Here is a 19,866-nt window from a genome sequence, read left to right on the forward strand (position 1 = left end):
CGCGCCCCCGCCGGGACGCCGCGCCGGGACATTGCGCCCCCGGCCGGGCGCGGGACTCAGCGGCGGATGCCCGCGCCGGAGGCGCCCTGGACGACGAGGACCATGAATCCCACGGCCAGCCAGACCAGCCCCACCACCTGGGCCGTCCCCGAAGCCTCGAACACCACCGCCCCGATCACCACCACGCCCAGCACCGGCACCACGACGTGCCGCAGCCAGTCCCGCGAGTGGTGCTTGACCGCGTACCAGCCCACCACCGAGGCGTGCAGCAGCGCGAACGCGGTGAGCGCCCCGATGTCCACCACCGAGGTCAGCCGGTCCAGCCCGTCGTCGCGCCCGGCCGCCCAGACCGCCGCCGCCAGGGTGATCGCCGCCGCCACCAGCAGCGCCCGGCGCGGCACCGCGGTCTTCGGGTCGACGACGCCCAGGAAGCGCGGCAGCCGCCCGCCCCGGCCCATCGCGTAGACCAGCCGGGCGGCCGCGGCCTGCCCGGCGAGCGCCGCGAAGGCCGCGCCGATCGCCTTGCTCGCCGCGACCAGGACGTGCAGCCAGTGCCCGACCCCGCTCTCCACCGTGTCGTAGAACGCCGACCCCTGGGCCGCGGGGTCCGCCGCCAGCTGCTGCGGGGCGAGCGGCTCCAGCAGCGCCGCCAGGTAGGTCTGCGTCACGAACAGCACCCCGGACACCACCAGGCACCACAGCACCGCTCTGGCCACCGCCGCCGAGGCGCCGACGGCCTCCTCCACGAAGGTCGCGATCGCGTCGAAGCCGAGGTACGAGAGGACGGCCACCGAGACGGCCGAGAGCACGGCCGCCGCCGAGAAGTCGCCGACCGCGGTGAACGGCGTCGCCCAGCCGCGCTGCGCGCCGTCCCGGACGAGGACCACCACGGCCGCGACCACGAAGACCGCCAGCACGGCGATCTCCATGGCCAGCACCGCGAAGCCGACCACCGCCGCCGTCCGCACCCCGGCGAGGTTCAGCGCGGTGGTCACCACCACCGCCAGCGCCGTCCACACCCAGCGCGAGACGTCCGGGACCAGCGAGTTCAGCGCGATGCCGGAGAAGAGGTACGCGACCGCGGGGATCAGCAGGTAGTCGAGCATCGCCATCCAGCCGGCGATGAACCCCGGCCCCTCGCCGAGCCCGGCCCGTGCGTAGGCGAACACCGACCCGGTCTGCGGCACCGCCCGCACCATCTGGGCGTACGAGAAGGCGGTGAAACCCATCGCGACGGTCGCCACCAGGTAGACGGCGGCGACCGCGCCGTGACTCTTGGCGTCCAGCACCCCGAACACGCCGACCGGGGCCATCGGGGCGATGAACAGCAGCCCGTAGACCATCAGATCGCGGACGCTCAGGCTGCGCCGCAGCCCGCCGGACTCGACTCGCTCGCTCATAGCTTCCACATTTGAGCACCCGTGACCGATTCCGGCCGGAAGGCGGCTCACGTCGGCGCGGCACGGCTCCGCCCGTACGATGGAGCCATGTCGTCCAACACCGCGCAGCGCCGTGTCCTGCTCGCCGCCCCCCGGGGCTACTGCGCGGGCGTCGACCGCGCCGTGATCGCCGTCGAGAAGGCCCTGGAGCAGTACGGGGCACCCATCTACGTGCGCAAGCAGATCGTCCACAACAAGTACGTGGTGCAGACCCTGGAGAAGAAGGGCGCGATCTTCGTCGACGAGACGGAGGAGGTGCCCGAGGGCTCGATCGTGGTGTTCTCGGCACACGGCGTCGCACCCTCCGTCCACGACGAGGCCCGGGCCGGCAAGCTCGCCACCGTCGACGCGACCTGCCCGCTGGTCACCAAGGTGCACAAGGAGGCCGTGCGCTTCGCCGACGAGGGCTACGACATCCTGCTGGTGGGCCACGAGGGCCACGAGGAGGTCGTCGGCACCATGGGGGAGGCCCCGGACCGGATCCACCTGGTGGACGGCGCCGAGGACGTCGCCCAGGTCCAGGTCCGCGACGAGTCCAAGGTCGTCTGGCTCTCCCAGACCACGCTCTCGGTGGACGAGACCATGGCCACCGTCGGCGAGCTGAAGCGGCGCTTCCCGCTGCTGGTCAGCCCGCCCAGCGACGACATCTGCTACGCCACCCAGAACCGCCAGGTGGCCGTCAAGCAGATGGCCCCCGAGACCGACCTGCTGATCGTGGTCGGCTCCAAGAACTCCTCCAACTCCGTCCGTCTGGTGGAGGTCGGGCTGGAGTACGGCGCCAAGGCCGCCCACCTGGTGGACTTCGCCGAGGAGATCCAGGAGTCCTGGCTGGACGGCGTCACCACGGTCGGCCTGACCAGCGGCGCCTCGGTGCCGGAGATCCTGGTCGACGGCGTCCTGGAGTACCTGGCCGCGCGCGGTTACGGCGACGTCTCCACCGTCAAGACCGCCGAGGAGCACCTGATCTTCTCGCTGCCCAAGGAGCTCCGCCGCGACCTGCGCGCGGAGGCCGCGGGCAAGCTCTGACCGACCGCAGCACGCCGGGGAGACCCGGTACCCGGACGGGTACCGGGTCTTTGCTGTGCGGGGCGGGTGGGCCTCTCGTAGTTTTGTGCACAACCATGCACAGGTCTGTGGACAACTTCGGCGGAGGGCAGTCGGACATGACGGCGGTATTCGGTGTGGACATCGGCGGATCGGGCATCAAGGGGGCCCCGGTCGACCTCGGCCGGGGGGTGCTCACCGAGGAGCGGCACAAGGTCCTCACCCCGCAGCCCTCGGCGCCCGAGGCGGTGGTCGCCGCCGTCCGCGAGGTGGTCAGACACTTCGACCACCGGGGACCGGTCGGCCTGACCTTCCCCGGGGTGGTCGTCAACGGACAGACCAGGACCGCCGCCAACGTCGACAAGGGCTGGATCGGCGTGGACGCCGCCGGCCTCTTCCGCGAGGCGCTCGACCTGCCCGCGGTGGTGCTCAACGACGCCGACGCGGCCGGTCTCGCCGAGACCACGCACGGCGCCGGCCGCGACCAGGAGGGCGTGGTGCTGGTCCTGACCTTCGGCACCGGCATCGGCAGCGCCCTCTTCGTGGACGGCGCCCTGGTGCCCAACACCGAACTCGGCCACCTGGAGGTGCGCGGCAAGGACGCCGAGCGGCGCGCCTCCTCGGCCGCCAAGGAGCGGCACGGGCTGAACTGGGAGCAGTGGGCCGGGCGGGTCGACGAGTACCTGGACGTGGTGGAGATGCTGTTCTCGCCGCAGCTGATCGTGATCGGCGGCGGGGTGAGCCGCAAGCACGAGAAGTTCCTGCCGCTGCTGCGCGGGCGCGAGGCCCGGGTCGTCCCGGCGGAGCTGCGCAACGACGCCGGGATCGTCGGCGCGGCCATGGCGGCGGCGCGGGCCTCCGCCTGACCGTCCGGACCGGCCGCCGCGCGAACCGGCCGCCCGCGCCGTGAAGGCGGGCCGTGAAGGCGGGCCGGGAGCTCGTGCCGGGGACCGTGCGGGAGGCGGGCCGAGAAGTGGGAAACCGGTGGGAATCGGCTTCCCACTCCTCAGCGCGCGCGGTGGATCCGGTGCTGGGCCACGAACCGGGCGAGCACGATCACCGCGGCCAGGCCGGTGCCGGAGAACAGCCAGCCGGCCCGGGTGGCCAGGTTGGTCGCCAGCGCCACCACCTGGGCCGTCACGCCGGACGAGGTGACGGGACCGAACAGCAGCATCGCGACGGCGAAGGCGATCGGGCCGCTGATCGGGGCGGCCAGCAGGTCGGCGAACCGGACCCGGACGGCCAGCTGGAAGCAGATCGCCAGGTAGCCGAGGCCGAACAGGACGCCGAGACCGCCGAAGGCCAGCCGGTCCAGGCCGGCGACCGCGACGGTCGTCACCAGCGCGGCCACCCCGGTGCCGACGGCCGTCAGCCGGGTCGGCCGGCCGGTCCGCCGCCGTCCGTAGAGCCGGCCGGCGATCCGGGCGCGCCCCGGGGGGCCGGACACGGGGCGTAGCCGGGAGGAGAGCGCGGCCTTCCCGGCGGCCCTCCCGGCGCCCTTCGCCGAGGGCTTCCCGCCGCCCCTCCCGTCCGGCTTCCCGGCGGGCCCGTCGGCGGTCTCGGGGGCCCGCCCGGGCCCGGGGACGGCGGCCCCGGCCGCGCCGTTCGGCGGTCGGCGTCTGGGCCCTGGCGGCTGGGTACGGATGCGCTGCTCCACCCACCCAACGTACGGTCCGATCATCGCCACACTGTGTAATGGGTCTCCGGGCCTTGTTCCGTGTCTCCGGACGGAGTACTGATGTGATCGTCGCTCAACTTCACCGGGGGTTCGTACGAGCGGCGGATTCGGCTTCGAACGGCTCCACCGCGTGCGGCTCGACGTCCCCGCCGGGGCCCTCGCCGGCGGCGGCCGACGCCTGACCCGCTGCCCGTAGACTGGGGGATCGGCCCGTCCGGGGCCGGCCCAACTCCTCCAAGCCCACGGGACTGCGCTTCATGTCGCTCACGATCGGAATCGTCGGCCTGCCGAACGTCGGCAAGTCGACCCTGTTCAACGCCCTGACCAAGAACGACGTGCTGGCGGCCAACTACCCGTTCGCCACCATCGAGCCGAACGTCGGCGTCGTCGGCGTCCCGGACGAGCGGCTGACCAAGCTCGCCGAGATCTTCGGCTCGCAGCGCATCCTCCCGGCCACCGTCGACTTCGTCGACATCGCGGGCATCGTCCGCGGCGCCAGCGAGGGCGAGGGCCTCGGCAACAAGTTCCTCGCGAACATCCGTGAGTCCGACGCGATCTGCCAGGTCGTGCGCGCCTTCACCGACCCGGACGTCGTGCACGTGGACGGCAAGGTGTCGCCCAAGGACGACATCGAGACCATCCACACCGAGCTGATCCTGGCCGACCTCCAGACCGTCGAGAAGGTCCTGCCCCGGCTCCAGAAGGAGGCGCGCCTCAAGAAGGAGACCGCCCCCGTCCTGGCCGCCGCCGAGGCCGCCCAGGCGATCCTGGAGACCGGCAAGACCCTCTTCGAGGCCGGCTTCGACACCACCCCGATCCGCGAGCTGCACCTGCTGACGGCCAAGCCCTTCCTCTACGTCTTCAACGTGGACGAGGACGAGCTGGCCGACGAGGACTTCAAGAACGCCCAGCGCGCGCTGGTCGCCCCGGCCGAGGCCATCTTCCTCAGCGCCAAGATCGAGTCCGAGCTGATCGAGCTGGACGACGCCGAGGCCCTGGAGCTCCTCCAGTCCATGGGCCAGGAGGAGCCCGGCCTGGCCACCCTCGCCCGGGTCGGCTTCGACACCCTCGGCCTGCAGACCTACCTCACCGCCGGTCCCAAGGAAGCCCGCGCCTGGACCATCAAGAAGGGCGCCACCGCCCCCGAGGCGGCCGGTGTGATCCACACCGACTTCCAGAAGGGCTTCATCAAGGCGGAGATCATCTCCTTCGCCGACCTGGTCGAGACCGGCTCCATCGCCGAGGCCCGCGCCAAGGGCAAGGCCCGCATCGAGGGCAAGGAATACCTCATGCAGGACGGCGACGTCGTGGAGTTCCGCTTCAACGTGTGACGATTCGCATACTTTGCGTTAGATGACCTGTCAACTGTGCAGGTCGGATGGGGTCCACTCTCTCGGGGGTGGGCCCCTGACTTGTTCCCGTGCTGACCTGGTGCTGACTTCTCCGGGTCGGTATCGCGCTGAATGCCCCACTGGCGATCGCCGTGAGTGGTACGTTATTTGGTACCACTCTCGAAGGGTTTCCTGCCATGTCCATCACTGCGAGCGAGGCCCGCAAGGATCTCTTCCCGCTCATCAAGAAAGTCAATGACGATCACGAGGCCATCGAGATCGTCTCCAAGCACGGGAATGCCGTCCTCGTATCCGCCGAGGACTACGCCGCCCTGCGCGAGGGCTCCTATCTGCTGCGCTCGCCCGCCAATGCCCGTCGCCTGCTCAAGGCGTACGAAAACGCTCTCGGTCGCATCAACCTCGCCGAGCGCGAACTGATCGACCCCGATGCGGCGGATGCGGGGCAGGGCGACGCGTGAGGCTCGTCTTCGAGGATCAGGGCTGGGAGGACTACACGTCCTGGCGCAAGAGCGACCGCAAGATGCTCGCCCGGATCAACAAGCTCATTGAGGACGCTCGCCGTGATCCCTTCGCCGGGATCGGCAAGCCCGAGCCGCTGAAGTACCACCTGGCTGGCGCCTGGTCACGGCGGATCGACGACGAGCATCGCCTCGTCTACCTGGTCACGGGTGAGGAGATCATCATCCTCGCTGCTCGCTATCACTACTGATCGTCCTCTGGTGAAGGTCGTCCCACCGTGCTGATTCCGTGCTGACTTGGACCGCCAGGATCAACGTTTCCGCAGGTCGCAGCGTTGTGGTGGAAGTTCCGCTTCAACGTGTGAGCGGACTGCTTTGAGCTAGCTTGACCTGTCGACTGCGCAGGTCGGACGGGTCCGCTCTCTCGGGGGCGGGCCCCTGGCTGGTTCCCGCGCCGACCCGGTGTCGACTTCCCCGGGTGGCGGCGTGTCGGCGGCGTGGTGACCTCCGAGGTCGCGAGGGGCCGGCCTCGGGGGCCGACCCCTCGCCCGTTTGCGGACGGGCCCCGTGCCGGGGCCCTCGTCAGCCCACGGTGACGGTGATCGTGCCGTCCGGGCCGGGGGTGACGGTGACCGTCTCCAGGGTGGCCGCGTGGGCGGCGGGGCCGTGGGCGCCGGCGCGCGGGCCGATGCCGACGACGGGGACGCCGGCGGCCCGGGCGGCGGCGATGCCGGCCCCGGAGTCCTCGAAGGCGAGGCAGTCGGCGGGGGCGAAGCCCAGGGCGGCGGCGCCCTTGAGGAAGCCCTCCGGGTCGGGCTTGCTGGCGCCGACCGATTCGGCGGTGACCCGGACGGCCGGGAGCGGCAGGCCGGCGGCGGCCATCCGGACGGCGGCGAGCGGTTCGTCGGCCGAGGTGACGAGGGCGTGCGGGAGGCCGGCCAGGGCGGCGAGGAAGGCGGGGGCGCCGGGGATCGCGACGACGCCGTCGGTGTCGGCCTTCTCCTCGGCGAGCATCCGGTTGTTGTCGGCGAGGTTGAGCTCGACCGGGCGGTCGGGCAGCAGGGCGGCCATGGTGGCGTGGCCCTGGCGGCCGTGGGCGACGGCGAGGACCTCGGCCGGGTCCAGACCCTGCCCGTCGGCCCAGCGGTGCCAGCAGCGTTCGACCACGGCGTCGGAGTTGACCAGGGTGCCGTCCATGTCGAGCAGGAGGGCGCGGGTGGTGAAGGAGACGGGGGCGGCGGGCATGGGGCGGCTCCTCGCGGGGCGGATCGGTCAGGACCGAGAAAGGTGAGCTGATTGTTTAATAAGGATACAAAAGCTTAGCTCACCAGGTGGGCGTTGACCGCCCGTGCCTCTTCGGCCAGCTCGGACAGCTCCACGACCTCGATCCCCGCAGCCTCCAGCAGCGCCGCGCCCCGGGTGTCGGCGACGAAGGTGGACGGCTCGCGCCAGGCCACCACCACTCGCGGGACCCCGGCCGCGATCAGCCGCAGGGCGCAGGGCACGGGGCGGGAGGCACGCTGCCCGCAGGGCTCCAGCGAGCTGTAGACGTTCGCGCCGCGGAGCCGGGGGTCGCCGGCCGGGAGCTTGCCGAGCGCGGCCTCCTCGGCGTGGTCGTGCGGGTCCGTCTCGCGGCTCCAGCCCTCGGCCAGCACCGTGCCGTCGGCTCCGACGACCACCGCGCCGACCGAGAACGCGGTGGCGGAGGGCGGGCAGCGGCGGGAGAGCTCGACCGCCCGGCGGAGGAAGGCGAGGTCGGCGGACGGGCGGGGGTCGGTCACGGGGCGGGCTCCTTCGGGGCGTACCTGAGCAGGACGACGTCGCCCACCGTACGGGCCTCCAGCAGTCGCATCCGGTGCGCCGATCCGCCGGGGAACGCCGCCGGGCCGACGAACCGCGGGGCGTCCGTGTCACCGACCAGCAGGGGCGCGACCACCAGGTGGAGCTCGTCGGCCAGGCCCTGGGCCAGGAACTGGGTGTGCACCCCGCTGCCGCCCTCGACCATCAGCCGGCGGACCCCGCGCGCGCCGAGGTCGTCCAGCACCGTGCCCAGCTCCACCGTCGGACCGAGTGCCACGACCTCGGCCAGCCCGGCCAGCTCCGGGCGCAGGGCGGTGGCGCCCCGGTCCGTGGTGTAGGCGAGCCGCTCGCCGCCGGTGTGCCAGAACCGGAGCGACCGGTCCAGCCGCCCGCTCGCGCTGAGCGTCACCTTCAGCGGGTACTCGGGGCGGCCGCCCGCGCGCCGGGCGGCCCGCCGGTCCGGGTCGTTGACCAGCAGCCGGGGGTTGTCCGCCCGCAGGGTGTTGCCGCCGACGAGGATCGCGTCGCACGCGGCGCGCTCCGCGTCGACCCGGTCGAAGTCGGCCGGGCCGGAGAGCAGCAGCCGCTCGGGGGAGGCGTCGTCGAGGTACCCGTCGAGTGACATCGCGGCACTCAGCAGGACGAAGGGGCGCGGGGCGGGCATCGTGGAACCGTTCTGTCGGGTGCCCGTCCACGGTACGGCCCCGGCGGGCGGGAGGGTCCGCGCGAGGGGCGGTGTTCGCCCGGTGGCCCGCTGCTGTCGGGGCGCCGTTCGCCGAAGGGCCCCACCCTGGTCCGGACCTCGCACCGCCCCACGTCGAAGGGCTGTCACCGTGTCCCGTCCGTCCCGCTCCAGCCGTCCGTCCGGTTCCTCCCGCCGCCTGCTGCCGCTCGCCGTCGCCGCGGCCGGGCTGCCGCTGCTCGCCCTGCCGGCCGGGCCCGTCTCCGCCGCGTCCTACGGCACGCCGACGATCACGCTCTCCGCCGCCTACCTGTCCGGCGCGGTCGGAGCCGCCGGCGACCCGACCGTCACCGTGACGGTGGCCCAGAGCGGCGCCGCGGCCTCCGCCCTGACCGTGGCCGCCACCGCGAGCACCCGCAGCACCGTGGCCCGGACCGGCGACGTCACCGTCGCCGGCACCGGCGCGGCCCGTACTCTCGCGGTCGCCGCGCGGGGCGTCGGCTACACCGACCTGACCGTGAAGGTGACCGGCCTGGGAGGCAAGACCGCGTCGAAGACGCTGCACTACGCGGCCTCGCCGACGGTGCAGTTCGCGTCCGAGAGCCGTTACCTGACCGGCTCCAGCGACGCCTCGGCGGCGGTGGACGCGGGCGGCGGGTACGTGGTGGTGGCCGACGACGAGTCGAACGTGCTGCGGCTGTACGACCGGAACGCCTCCGGTGCGCCGGTCCGCACCTGGGACTTCGGCTCGGCGCTCGGCGTCTCCAAGGAGATCGACATCGAGGGCGCCACCCGGGTCGGCAACACGATCTACTGGACCGGCTCGCTGGGCAACAACAAGGACGGCGAGATCAAGGCGGACCGGCACACCGTCTTCGCCACCGCCGTCACCGGCTCGGGTGCCGGCACCCAGCTGGCGCTCGCCGGTTCGTACAAGGGCCTGCGGGCCGACCTGATCGCCTGGGACCGTGCCCACGGCGACCGCTACGGCTTCGCGGCGGGCGCGGCGTCCGGCGAGGTGCCCAAGCAGATCGACGGGTTCAACGTGGAGGGGCTGGAGTTCGCGCCGGGCAGCAGCACCACGGCCTACGTGGGCTTCCGCGCGCCGCTCACCCGGCGGTCACCGGCGGCCGGGCGCTGATCGTGCCGGTCACCAACTTCTCCTCGCTGCCCGGGGGTTCGGTGCACGCGACGTTCGGCGAGCCGATCGAGCTGAACCTCGGCGGGCTGGCCGTCCGAGACCTGCGGCGCAACGCCCTGGGCCAGTACCTGATCGTGGCCGGATCCTGGGCGGCGGACGACAACTCCGACCCGTACGCGCTCTACCGCTGGGACGGGCAGCCCGGTTCGCAGCCGGTCAAGCTGCTCGACCTGCCGACCACCGACGCGGGCGGCTGGGAGGCCGTGGTGGACGTCCCGGACCTCACCGTCCCCGGCGCCCGGGCACAGCTGATCACCGACGACGGCTCGGCCGACCTGTACGGCGACGGCACCGAGGCGAAGGACCTCTCCCACCCGGAGTGGAAGAAGTCCCGGACCACCTGGTTCGCCCTCAACTGACCTGCTCCGCAGCCCGATCGGGCCCCCGTTCGCCGCGTGCGGGCGGGGGCCTCCGTGTGTCGCGAGGCGTTCGCGATGTGAGACGATTCTTCTCGTCATGCGGGACGAGGAGTAGCGTCGGAGGCGTCGAGGAGCCGATCGCACCCGAAGGGGACGTCACCGTGACCGCACCGAAGCCCGCCGTCTACACCCATGGCCACCAGGAGCCCGTGCTGCGCTCGCACCGCTCCCGGACCGTCGCCAACTCCGCCGCCTACCTGCAGCCCGAACTGCGGCCCGGTCAGGTCGTGCTGGACGTCGGATGCGGGCCCGGCACGATCACCGCCGACCTGGCCGAACTGGTCGGCCCCAATGGCCGGGTGGTGGCCGTGGACACCTCCGCCGAGGTGCTGGAGGAGGCCGCCCGGCACGTCGCCGGACGCGGGTCGGCCAACGTCGTCTTCGAGGTCGCAGACGTCCACCGACTGCCCTACGCGGACGGGGAGTTCGACGTCGTCCACGCGCACCAGGTGCTGCAGCACGTCACCGATCCGGTGGGAGCGCTGCGGGAGATGCGCCGGGTCGTCGCCGAGGACGGCGTGGTCGCGGTCCGGGACGTCGACTACGCGACCATGACCTGGTACCCGGAGTCGCCCGAACTGGACCGCTGGCTGGACCTGTACCGGCGTATCGCCCGCGCCAACGGCGGCGAGCCGGACGCCGGTCGGCGGCTGCTGTCCTGGGCTAGGCAGGCGGGGTTCACCGACGTCGCCGCGACGTCCGGCACCTGGACGTACGCGACGCCCGAGCAGCGCGAGTGGTGGGGCGGACTGTGGGCCGACCGGGTCGTGTCCTCCGGCATCGCGCGGACGGCGGTGGCCGACGGGTACGCGGAGCAGGCCGAGCTGGAGCGGATCTCGGCCGGGTGGCGGGAGTGGGTGGCCTCCGAGGACGGCTGGTTCGCGATGCTGCACGGCGAGGTCCTGGCCCGGGGGTGAGCCCCCGGGCGGCCGGCCCGAGGGACAGGGGCGGCGGGCGGGACGCGCACGGGTGGCCGTTCCTCAAGATCGGGTAGAGTCGCGCGCCTGTTCCCACGGATCCGCCGTGACTGCGGCGATTCTCCGATCGCGGCGGTTCGCCCCGTGGGCCCTTCCGACCGAACTGCCGAGTAGGGCCCGTGACCTGCGGGCCGGGGGAGTCGTACGTGTCCAAGCCCGAGCCCGACGACGTTCCGCCGCCCGCGGACCTGCGGGTTGAGCTGACCAAGCCGACGGCCGGCGCGGCTGCCGGACCGGCGGTCGAGCCCGAGCCCGAGCCCGAGCCCGAGCCCGCGGTCTCGCCTGCGGCCGGGCTCCCGGCCGAGGCGGTGGATGACGCGGTGGCCGAACCGGTGGCCGAACCGGTGGCCCCGCCCGCGGCTCGGCCCGCGGACCCGCGGGTCGAACTGATGAAGCCCCTGGCCGCCGCCGGCCCGCCGGCGCAGGAGACGGTCCCCGCCGACCCGGGGGCGGCTCCGGCCGCTGCCGCCCCCGCCGCCCCCGCCGACCCCTGGGCGGCTCCGGTCGCCCCCGCCGACCCGTGGGCCGCCCCGGGAAACGGCGCCCGCGCGACCACGCCGGCCGCTCCGGCCGCCCCCGGTACGGACCTGCCGCCCGCCACCCCGCAGCCGTCCGGCTGGGGGGCCGTCCCGCCCGGCGCGATCTCCGGGTACCAGCCCGGGTTCGCCTATACGCCGGCCCCCACGGGCACCAGCGGTTTCGCCGTCGCCGCCCTGGTCACCGGCCTGTTCTGCCTCTGGCCGCCCGCCCTCGTCCTCGCGATCGTCGCGCTGGTCCGGATATCGAAGCGGAACCAGCGCGGCCGGGGCATGGCGGTCACCGGCCTGGTCCTCGGCGTGTTCGGTGTGATCGTCACCCTGGTCGCGTTCATCGGGTTCGCCGTCCTCGGGATCCAGGCCGAGGAACGCGAGAGGGACCAGCCGCCACGGCCGGCCGGCGCGGTGTCCTGGGGGTCGCTGCGTACCGGTGACTGCTTCACCCGGGCGGATCCCGGGTCCGACGCGGCGGAGGGCTCCCCGGGCGTCGTCTACTGGGTGCTCAAGAAGCCCTGCTCGGCCCCGCACCAGGGCGAGGTGGCCGGGATCGTCCCGATGCCCGACGAGGGGAGCTCCGAGTACCCGGGCGAGACCGCCGTGCGCGACCGCGCGATCGAGCTCTGCCGGCCGGTCCGCGACGCGTACGCCCTCGACTTCTGGGCGGTGCCCGAGGGCATGAACCCGTCCGAGTACTACCCGGGCCGGGACAACTGGCAGGCGGGCGACCACGAGGTCATCTGCGTCCTGGAGGACGCCCGCGCCGAGCACCTCGGCACCGTCCGCACCGACCGGGGCAGCCTGAACCCGGCCCAGCTCGCCTACCTCGAAGCCGCCCGGGCCTACGAGCGGGTGTACGCGAAGCGGCCGCCCGCGGAGGTCTCCCTCCAGCCGGCCGCCTACCGGACGTGGGCCGTGCAGATGGCCGCGGCGTCGCGCAAGGAGGCCGCGGACGTCGTCAGCCCCACGGCGGTCTGGCCGGCGGGCGTGAAGCCGAAGCTGGCCGAGCTGGCGGCGGTACAGCTGGAGGCCGCCAACATCTGGGACGCGGCGGGCAGGTCCGTCGACGACACCACGCTGCAGCGCGAGGTGCGGCGCGCCGACGCGCTGCTCGCGAGGAGCGACAAGGGCACCGTGGAGATCCGGCGCGAGCTGGGCCTGCAGACCGGGGAGCACATCGCCAAGTACCAGGTCTGACGCCGCGGGCCCCGGCGACCGGTCGCGGGGGTGGTCCGCCGGTCGCCGCGGCCCCGGCGGCGCCCGGCTTACCGGCCGTTAACCGCGCCCGTACCTGCCGGAAGCGAACCCGGCGTAGCGTCCCGAGGAGGCCCGCCCCGGCCCGACCCCCACGCGGGCCGGGGCCCGGCCTACGCTGGCCGCCATGGACACCTTTCGGGTGATGCGGCAGGACGACAACGGCAACCGCTTCGTGGTCGCCGGGGGCGTCGAGCGGGAGGCGGCCGATCGCCTGGCGGCCGAGTTCGAGGCGCGCGGTCACAAGCAGCTGTACTGGGTCGAGGCCGAGCCCGCCGGTGCGTCGCGGACGCGGGGACCGGACGAGTAGCACGGCGGGCGGGCGGCTAGGGTCTTCGGCCATGGACAAGCCCAACGACCGGCCGGCCGCGGGCGACACGGCAGAGAACCGGATCGTCGTCGGCGGCGCGCTGATCCACCGGGGCCGGGTGCTCGCCGCCCGCCGGAGCGCGCCCGCCGAGGTGGCCGGCCGCTGGGAGTTCCCCGGCGGCAAGGCCGAGCCCGGTGAGACCGAGAGCCAGGCGCTCGAACGCGAGCTGATGGAGGAACTGGGCGTACGCGCCCGGGCGGTCACCCGGCTGCCGGGCTCGTGGCTGGTCCGGCCGGGCCTGGAGCTGCGGTTCTGGGCCGCCGAGCTGCTCTCCGGGGATCCGCGCCCGCTGGAGGACCACGACGAGCTCCGCTGGCTCGGACCGGCCGAGCTGTCGGACGTCGACTGGCTCGATCACGACCGCGCCGTGCTCCCGGACGTCGCCCGCCGCCTGGCGCCCTGAACCGCGCGCCCTGAACCGCGCGCCCTGAACCGCGCGCCCTGAACCGCGCGCCCTGAACCCCCGCGCCCCGAAGCCGGTGACCTGAACCCCGGCGCCCCGTCCGGACGCGTGCCCGCCCATGCTCCCGCCCGCCCTCACCGCCTCCGGACGAGCTGCGGACCGCCTCGCCGGCGCCGCCCCCCGGGGCGCCCCCTGCCGTCCCCGCAGGCCGTCCCCGTCCGCGTCCCCGTCCCGGAGCGGGGACGCGGACGGGGCGGCTCCCGCGCGACGCGTGGGGCGGTGGGCCGGGCAATCGGAAAAGTCGACGCGCTGACCGGGATAGCCTTGGTTCTGCTGGGTATGTCACTTTTCGGCACTATTCGTCACCATCGGTGAGCCGCCCCCAGCCGGCGACGCCGATCCCGACCAGAGCCGGAGGCCCCGTCGGTGTCGAATACCGGTAACGGTGGCGGGGGAGCGCGACGGGCGGGCGCCGGGGGGAGCGCCGCCGCCCGGGCCCGGCTGCGCCGCGGCGCGAGCCGGGCGGACGTGCGCGGCGAGAACCGGGCCGCGTACCCGTCGGCCGGGCGTGGCCGGAGCGAGGGCGGCGGTCCGCCCGAGGGGCCGGTGCCGACGCAGCCCGCACCGTCCCTGGTGGTGCCCGACGCGGCGCCGCCGGGCGGTGTCCGGAGCAGACCCGGCCGGCCGTTCCCCGGCGGACCGCGGAACACCCAGGCGCAGCCTCCGGCAGGTGCCGGGGGAGGCGGCCGGGGAGACGCCCCGGGCGGGCCGGGAAGCGGCACCGCAGGCCCCCGGACGGCACTCGGGGGGCGCCCCGGTCCCGGTACGGCCGGCCATCCCGAGGGCACCCTCTTCGACGTGGTCAAGGTCGCCATCGCGATCCTCGACACCGCCGGCCGCGTGGTGCTCTGGAGTCCGGCCGCCGAGGAACTGCTCGGCTGGCCGAACGAGCTGCTGGTCGGCCGCCGGATCGACGAGCTGATCCCGGACGCCGACCAGGTGGTCCGGATCCGGGCCGCGATCCAGGACACCCTGCGCCACGGCCGCTGGTCCGGTCTGGCCGAGCTGCGCGACCGGGAGGGCGATCCGGTGCTGGTCGACGCCCGGATCTCGCTGCTCGTCGACGGCGACGGCACCCCGTTCCTCCAGGTCAACCTGGCCGAGGCGGCCGCCGTCCGGGCGGTGGAGCGCGACCTCGCCGTCCGTGACGCGCTGTTCGAGCAGTCCCCGCTGGGCATCGCGATCCTCGACACCGACCTGCGCTACACCGCCGTCAACCAGACCCTCGCCGAGATGAACGGCGTCGTGCCGGAGGACCACGTCGGCCGGACCACGGGGGAGACCCTCCCCGAGCGGGCGGCCGACGAGATCACCGCGATCCAGCGCCAGGTGCTGGCCACCGGCGAGCCGGTCATCGACGTCACCCTCGCCTCCCCGATCACCGCACGCTCCGGCTACCGCTCGATCTCCTACAGCCGGATGACCGACCGGGCCGGCCGGGTGCTCGGCATCTCCGGCACGGTGATGGACGTGACGGAACGTTACCGGGCGGTGGCCAAGGTCGAGCACGCCCGCCGCCGGCTCTCACTGCTCAACGAGTTCGGCTCCCGGGTCGGTGACCTGCTGGACGCCTCCCGGATCGCCCAGGAGCTGGCCGGCGCGGTCGTCCCCCGGCTGACCGACCACGCCGCGGTGATCCTGCTCCAGGCGGTCGCGCACGGTGACGACCTGCCCCGGCACGGGCACGACCGCCGCACCTCGCTCCTCCAGCTGGGCACCGCCTCCGTCCAGGACGGTCCGGAGGTGGAGACGATGCTCCGGCGCGGTGCCCGGATCACCTTCGCCGAGGACTCGGCCTGCGGCCGGGTGCTGCGCACCGGCGTTCCCGAGCTGCTCTCCGGCGCCGACCAGCTGAGCGACGTCACGTACCCGGGCGACCCGAAGATGCAGGCGGCGCACGACCTGGGCGTGCACTCGATGCTGGTGGTGCCGTTGCGCGCCCGGGGCATCGTGATCGGCCTGCTGCTCGTCAGCCGGGCCGGCTACCGGGAGGGCTTCGACCGGGACGACCTGGCGTTCACCGTGGAGCTGGCCGACCGGGCCGGCTCCTCGCTGGACAACGCCCGGCTCTACGCCCGTGAGCGCACCGCCGCGCTGACCCTGCAGCGCACGCTGCTCCCGCAGCAGGTCCCCCAGCCGACCGGCGTCGAGGTCGCCTACCGCTACGTGCCGGGCAGCAGCGGCACCGAGGTCGGCGGCGACTGGTTCGACGTCATCCCGCTGCCCGGCGACCGCACCGCGCTGGTGGTCGGCGACGTGATGGGCCACGGACTCCGGGCGGCCGCGACGATGGGTCGGCTGCGCACCGCCGTCCGCGTGCTGGCCGCCCTGGACCTGCCGCCGGACGTGCTGCTGCGGCACGTCCACGAGCTGGCCGACGACCTGGCCCAAGGGCCGGACGAGGCGCTGCTGGCCACCTGCGTGTACGCGGTGTTCGACCCGGCGACCGCCACCATGACCGTCGCCAAGGCCGGCCACATCCCGCCGGTGCTGGTGGTGCCGGCGGAGGGGACCGACGAACCGACCCGGACCGGCGGCCCGCTGCTCGGCGGCGTCGGGCGGATCCTGGAGCTGCCGTCCGGAGCCCCGCTCGGGGTCGGCGGAGTCCCGTTCGAGTCGGTCGAACTGAAGATCCCGGAGGGGAGCCTGCTGGCGCTCTGCACCGACGGGCTGGTGGAGTCCCGGGACAAGGACCTGGACGTGGGCCTGGGCCGGCTGCTCACCGTCCTGGAGGCGCCGTACGCGTCGATCCAGGCCGCCTGTGAGGCGGTGCTGGACACCATGGAGCAGGGCCGCGAGCCGGACGACGTGGCGCTGCTGCTGGCCCGGCTCGGCCACGGGCAGGCCGGCACCCCGACGGCGGGCTGGACGCTGCCCGCCGAGCCGACCGCCGTCTCCCGGGCCCGCCGGCTGGTCCGCGCGACGCTGGTCGAGTGGAGCGTCGAGGAGCTCACCGACACGGCCGAGCTCCTGGTCAGCGAGCTGGTCACGAACGCGGTCCGGTACGCGAGCGCACCGATCGGCGTGCGGCTGACGCTCGGGGAGACGCTGCTGGTGGAGATCTCCGACCCGTTGCCCGATCCGCCGCGCGAGCGGCACGCGGCCGAGGCCGACGAGGGCGGCCGGGGGCTGGAGCTGGTCCGCCGGCTGGCGCTGCGCTGGGGGGCCCGGGCCGAGGGGATGGGCAAGGTGGTCTGGTTCGAGCAGGCGCTGCCGGGTAGTGAGCCCCACGAGTCGGCAGCCGAGTAGGCCCGCCGGGCGGGCGAGCGGACGGCGAGGAGAACGGTGCTGCATATGCCGGGAGGCGGCCAGGGGGAGCGCGCGCTCCGGCAGGGGGCGCGAGCGTGGCATTGTGGTTGCGCGGGCGGTAGGACAAAAACCTTCGCCCGATCTGATGTTGTGATGTTGAGGGCGTGTGAACGTACCCCTCGATGATGAATACTCGGTCTTCTCGACATCCGGACGGTCGCGGGTTTGGAGGGGTCGGTCCGTTGAACAGCACCCCGGCGCGTAACGCGCCGAGCAGCAGCGGTCATGCCGCTGTACCCGGGCAGGCCGGTGCCCAACACGTGTCCGCGCCCGCCGTGCCCCGCTCGGTCGCGCGCGCGGCGGCCCCGACCGTCGGGCCCGCCGCCCACCGGGTGGCCGAGGCACACCGCTGGGGCGCCGGGGACCCGGGATCGATCTACGACTACATCCGGGTCGCCACCTTCGCGATCGGCCCCGACGGCCGGATCAGCCAGTGGAGCGAGCGCGCCGCCGAGTTCTTCGGGGTCCCCGCCTCCGAGGCGGTCGGCGCCGACCCGGTCACCACCTTCGTCCCGCGCGAGCTCTGGCAGCGCGGCCGGGCCCGGCTCGAACGGACCCTGGCCGGCGAGGAGTGGGTCGGCACCACCCCGTACCGCGACGCCAACGGCGGCGAGGGCCTCGCCGAGCTCTACCTGATGCCCGACAGCGCGCTGCCCACCGCCGGCGCCACCTGTCTCGCCGTCGACCTCGGCCGGCTCCGCCGGATCGAGACCGACCTCGCCGCCTCCGAGGCGGTTTTCGGCCAGACTCCGACCGGGTTCATCCTCTTCGACGACCGGCTCCGGCTCCAGCGGGTCAACGACGCCTTCGCCTCCGGGATGGGCCTCGCCCCCACCGACCTGGAGGGGCTCACCCCGCACGACCTCTTCCCCGGCTCCGAGGCCGACCGGCTCACCGCCGCCCTGCGCAAGGTCCTCGCCAGCGGCGAGCCCGTCTTCGACCTGCGCTTCCACTCCACCGTCCCGACCCGCGAGGGCAACCGGCTCTGGGCCGTCTCGCTCTACCGCCTCAACGGCGCGGCCGGCCAGCCGACCGGCGTCGCCGGACAGGTCTCCGACGTCACCAGCCGGCACGTCGCCGAGCGCGAGGCCGACGGCGTCCGCCGCAACCTCGCCCTGCTCAACGAGGCCAGCGCCCACATCGGCTCCACCCTCGACCTGGAGACCACCGCCAAGGAGCTGCTGGACGTCGTCGTCCCGCCGTTCTGCGACCTCGCCACCGTGGACCTCTACACCGCGCTGCTCTCCGGCGAGACCGTCCCCAGCGCCGGCCGGTACGGCGACGGCGTGCTCACCGACGGCAGCGGCGAACTGCGCCGGGTCGCCGTCTCCAGCGTGGTCGGCGGCGCCTCCTCGGTGCTCGGCTCGGTCACCGGCCTGCCCATCGCGGAGGCCGGCGGCACCCTCTGCTACCCGCGCCGCTCCCCGCACGCCCGGGCCCTGCGCACCGGCCGCAGCGTCGTCCCCGAGCCCGGGCCCGACCCGCTGCTCCGCTCCACCCTGATCGTCCCGCTGGTCGCCCGCGACCAGGTGCTCGGCCTCGTCCAGCTCTCCCGCGCGATCGGCAGCGAGCCGTTCGACGCCCGCGACGTCGCCATCGCCGAGGAACTGGTCGCCCGGGCCGCGGTCTGCATCGACAACGCGCGGCTCTACCGCCGCGAGCACGAGCGCGCGCTGATCCTCCAGCGCAGCCTGCTGCCCCCGGGCAACCCGGCCGCCAGTGGCCTGGAGATCGCCTGCCGCTATCTGCCCAGCAACAACAACACCGAGGTCGGCGGCGACTGGTTCGACGTCATCCCGCTGCCCGGCAACCGCACCGCGCTGGTCATCGGCGACGTGATGGGCCGCGGCCTGCGGGCCGCCGTCGCGATGGGGCAGCTGCGCACCGCCGTCCGCACCCTGGCCATGCTCGACCTCGACCCCGCCGAGGTGCTCACCGCCCTCGACGAGATCGCCCGCGGCCTCGGCGACGACACCGCGCCGGCCGTCGTGCCCGCCCCGTACGGGCGACTCACCTCGACCGCCGACGAGGAGGCCCGCGAGGTCTACCTGGCGACCTGCGTCTACGCGGTGTACGACGCCGTCACCCGGCGCTGCACCTTCGCCAACGCCGGCCACCTGCCGCCCGTCCTGCTCGGCCCCGGCGAACCGGCCCGGATGCTGGACGTCCCGCCCGGCCTGCCGCTCGGCGTCGGCGGCGAGCCCTTCGAGGAGGTCGAGCTGACCCTCCCGGACGGCGCCGTGCTCGGCCTCTACACCGACGGCCTGGTGGAGAGCCGCAAGCACCAGCTCGACGAGGGGCTCCGCGCCTTCCGCGTCGCGCTCTCCGCCGAGGGCAAGGGCCTGGAGGACCTCTGCGACCACGTCCTCGGCGAGCTCAACCCGCACCACGGGGAGGACGACATCGCCCTGCTCATGGCCAGGGTGCACGCCTTCCCCGAGGACGCCGTCGGCAACTGGTTCCTGCCGCCCGAGCCGACCTCCGTCGCCAAGGCCCGCGAACTCGCCTGCAGCTGGTTGCTGGCCCGCGGCCTCGACGAGCTGGTCGACACCACCGAGCTGCTGGTCAGCGAGCTGGTCACCAACGCCCTGCGGCACGGCCGGGGCGAGATCCGGCTCCGTCTGCTGCGCGACCGGACCATGGTGTGCGAGGTCTGGGACGACGGCTACGCCCAGCCCAGGCAGCGGCGCGCCCAGGAGACCGACGAGGGCGGGCGGGGACTCCAGCTGGTCAGCCTGCTCGCCGAACGCTGGGGCAGCCGGCGGACGCCCAAGGGCAAGATCGTCTGGTTCGAGCTCGGGCTGTAGACGGGCCCGGGCCGCGGGCCCACCGGGGCCGCCGCCCCCGCGCGCCGCCCCCGCGCGCCGTCGCGGCACGGGCGGCGGAG

At 74.1% G+C, this 19,866-nt stretch carries 14 protein-coding genes and 2 pseudogenes; 12 read left to right on the plus strand and 4 right to left on the minus strand.

The window, feature by feature from the left end; all coding sequences use genetic code 11:
* Nucleotides 1–56: 56 nt before the first annotated feature.
* Nucleotides 57–1,400, minus strand: a complete 1,344-nt coding sequence (locus tag PUR61_RS05530) for an APC family permease (protein ID WP_329876203.1) — start codon at nt 1,398–1,400, stop codon at nt 57–59.
* 87 nt (nt 1,401–1,487) lie between these two features.
* On the opposite strand from PUR61_RS05530, the gene PUR61_RS05535 reads away from it, so the two are divergent.
* Complete coding sequence (locus PUR61_RS05535; protein WP_329876205.1) at nt 1,488–2,465, plus strand: 4-hydroxy-3-methylbut-2-enyl diphosphate reductase; 978 nt, start codon at nt 1,488–1,490, stop codon at nt 2,463–2,465.
* Nucleotides 2,466–2,602: 137 nt separating this feature from the next.
* The gene (gene ppgK, locus PUR61_RS05540) at nt 2,603–3,349 is read left to right on the plus strand and encodes a polyphosphate--glucose phosphotransferase (protein WP_329876207.1); all 747 of its coding nucleotides are present in this window, start codon (nt 2,603–2,605) and stop codon (nt 3,347–3,349) included.
* A gap of 140 nt (nt 3,350–3,489) precedes the next feature.
* On the opposite strand, the gene PUR61_RS05545 is transcribed toward ppgK, so the two are convergent.
* Nucleotides 3,490–4,164, minus strand: a complete 675-nt coding sequence (locus PUR61_RS05545; protein WP_329876209.1) for a DUF6542 domain-containing protein — start codon at nt 4,162–4,164, stop codon at nt 3,490–3,492.
* Between the two features lie 254 nt (nt 4,165–4,418).
* Between PUR61_RS05545 and ychF the strand changes: the two genes are divergently transcribed.
* The 3 genes from ychF (at nt 4,419) to PUR61_RS05560 (ending at nt 6,222) form a co-directional block, all read left to right on the plus strand.
* Nucleotides 4,419–5,492 carry a redox-regulated ATPase YchF gene (gene ychF, locus PUR61_RS05550; protein ID WP_329876211.1) on the plus strand — a complete coding sequence of 358 codons (1,074 nt, stop codon included), beginning with the start codon at nt 4,419–4,421 and terminating at the stop codon, nt 5,490–5,492.
* 197 nt (nt 5,493–5,689) lie between these two features.
* Complete coding sequence (locus PUR61_RS05555) at nt 5,690–5,971, plus strand: type II toxin-antitoxin system Phd/YefM family antitoxin (protein ID WP_329876214.1); 282 nt, start codon at nt 5,690–5,692, stop codon at nt 5,969–5,971.
* The gene (locus tag PUR61_RS05560) at nt 5,968–6,222 is read left to right on the plus strand and encodes a Txe/YoeB family addiction module toxin (protein ID WP_329876216.1); all 255 of its coding nucleotides are present in this window, start codon (nt 5,968–5,970) and stop codon (nt 6,220–6,222) included. The genes PUR61_RS05555 and PUR61_RS05560 overlap by 4 nt, the downstream gene beginning before the upstream one ends.
* Before the next feature lie 331 nt (nt 6,223–6,553).
* On the opposite strand, the gene PUR61_RS05565 is transcribed toward PUR61_RS05560, so the two are convergent.
* The gene (locus PUR61_RS05565) at nt 6,554–7,216 is read right to left on the minus strand and encodes an HAD-IA family hydrolase (RefSeq protein ID WP_329876218.1); all 663 of its coding nucleotides are present in this window, start codon (nt 7,214–7,216) and stop codon (nt 6,554–6,556) included.
* A 74-nt stretch (nt 7,217–7,290) separates the two neighbouring features.
* A pseudogene (locus PUR61_RS05570) lies at nt 7,291–8,435 on the minus strand (dihydrofolate reductase family protein).
* A 247-nt stretch (nt 8,436–8,682) separates the two neighbouring features.
* On the opposite strand from PUR61_RS05570, the pseudogene PUR61_RS05575 reads away from it, so the two are divergent.
* From PUR61_RS05575 to PUR61_RS05605, 7 genes and pseudogenes are all read left to right on the plus strand, one after another.
* A pseudogene (locus tag PUR61_RS05575) lies at nt 8,683–10,013 on the plus strand (hypothetical protein).
* A 161-nt stretch (nt 10,014–10,174) separates the two neighbouring features.
* Complete coding sequence (locus PUR61_RS05580) at nt 10,175–10,990, plus strand: methyltransferase domain-containing protein (protein ID WP_329876221.1); 816 nt, start codon at nt 10,175–10,177, stop codon at nt 10,988–10,990.
* Nucleotides 10,991–11,196: 206 nt separating this feature from the next.
* Entirely contained in the window at nt 11,197–12,780 is a 1,584-nt protein-coding gene (locus PUR61_RS05585) for a DUF4190 domain-containing protein (RefSeq protein ID WP_329876223.1), read from the plus strand.
* A gap of 184 nt (nt 12,781–12,964) precedes the next feature.
* On the plus strand, nt 12,965–13,147 hold the full coding sequence (locus PUR61_RS05590) for an SPOR domain-containing protein (RefSeq protein ID WP_329876225.1): 183 nt from the start codon (nt 12,965–12,967) through the stop codon (nt 13,145–13,147).
* Nucleotides 13,148–13,178: 31 nt separating this feature from the next.
* Nucleotides 13,179–13,610 (plus strand): (deoxy)nucleoside triphosphate pyrophosphohydrolase, encoded by a 432-nt coding sequence (locus PUR61_RS05595; protein WP_329876227.1) that lies wholly within the window; start codon nt 13,179–13,181, stop codon nt 13,608–13,610.
* Between the two features lie 858 nt (nt 13,611–14,468).
* On the plus strand, nt 14,469–16,919 hold the full coding sequence (locus PUR61_RS05600) for a SpoIIE family protein phosphatase (RefSeq protein ID WP_329876229.1): 2,451 nt from the start codon (nt 14,469–14,471) through the stop codon (nt 16,917–16,919).
* A gap of 185 nt (nt 16,920–17,104) precedes the next feature.
* Entirely contained in the window at nt 17,105–19,786 is a 2,682-nt protein-coding gene (locus PUR61_RS05605; protein ID WP_380356733.1) for a SpoIIE family protein phosphatase, read from the plus strand.
* The last annotated feature ends 80 nt before the right edge of the window (nt 19,787–19,866 follow it).

This window comes from Streptomyces sp. BE20 (assembly GCF_036322525.1).
Taxonomy (GTDB): domain Bacteria; phylum Actinomycetota; class Actinomycetes; order Streptomycetales; family Streptomycetaceae; genus Kitasatospora.

What these genes read in the sequence shown, in the direction of transcription:
- PUR61_RS05605 (WP_380356733.1), top strand. Translation starts at nt 17,105, where the DNA reads ATGAATACTCGGTCTTCTCGACATCCGGACGGTCGCGGGTTTGGAGGG.
- PUR61_RS05530 (WP_329876203.1), bottom strand. Translation starts at nt 1,400, where the DNA reads ATGAGCGAGCGAGTCGAGTCCGGCGGGCTGCGGCGCAGCCTGAGCGTC.
- ychF (WP_329876211.1), top strand. Translation starts at nt 4,419, where the DNA reads ATGTCGCTCACGATCGGAATCGTCGGCCTGCCGAACGTCGGCAAGTCG.
- ppgK (WP_329876207.1), top strand. Translation starts at nt 2,603, where the DNA reads ATGACGGCGGTATTCGGTGTGGACATCGGCGGATCGGGCATCAAGGGG.
- PUR61_RS05555 (WP_329876214.1), top strand. Translation starts at nt 5,690, where the DNA reads ATGTCCATCACTGCGAGCGAGGCCCGCAAGGATCTCTTCCCGCTCATC.
- PUR61_RS05535 (WP_329876205.1), top strand. Translation starts at nt 1,488, where the DNA reads ATGTCGTCCAACACCGCGCAGCGCCGTGTCCTGCTCGCCGCCCCCCGG.
- PUR61_RS05595 (WP_329876227.1), top strand. Translation starts at nt 13,179, where the DNA reads ATGGACAAGCCCAACGACCGGCCGGCCGCGGGCGACACGGCAGAGAAC.
- PUR61_RS05590 (WP_329876225.1), top strand. Translation starts at nt 12,965, where the DNA reads ATGGACACCTTTCGGGTGATGCGGCAGGACGACAACGGCAACCGCTTC.
- PUR61_RS05565 (WP_329876218.1), bottom strand. Translation starts at nt 7,216, where the DNA reads ATGCCCGCCGCCCCCGTCTCCTTCACCACCCGCGCCCTCCTGCTCGAC.
- PUR61_RS05545 (WP_329876209.1), bottom strand. Translation starts at nt 4,164, where the DNA reads ATGATCGGACCGTACGTTGGGTGGGTGGAGCAGCGCATCCGTACCCAG.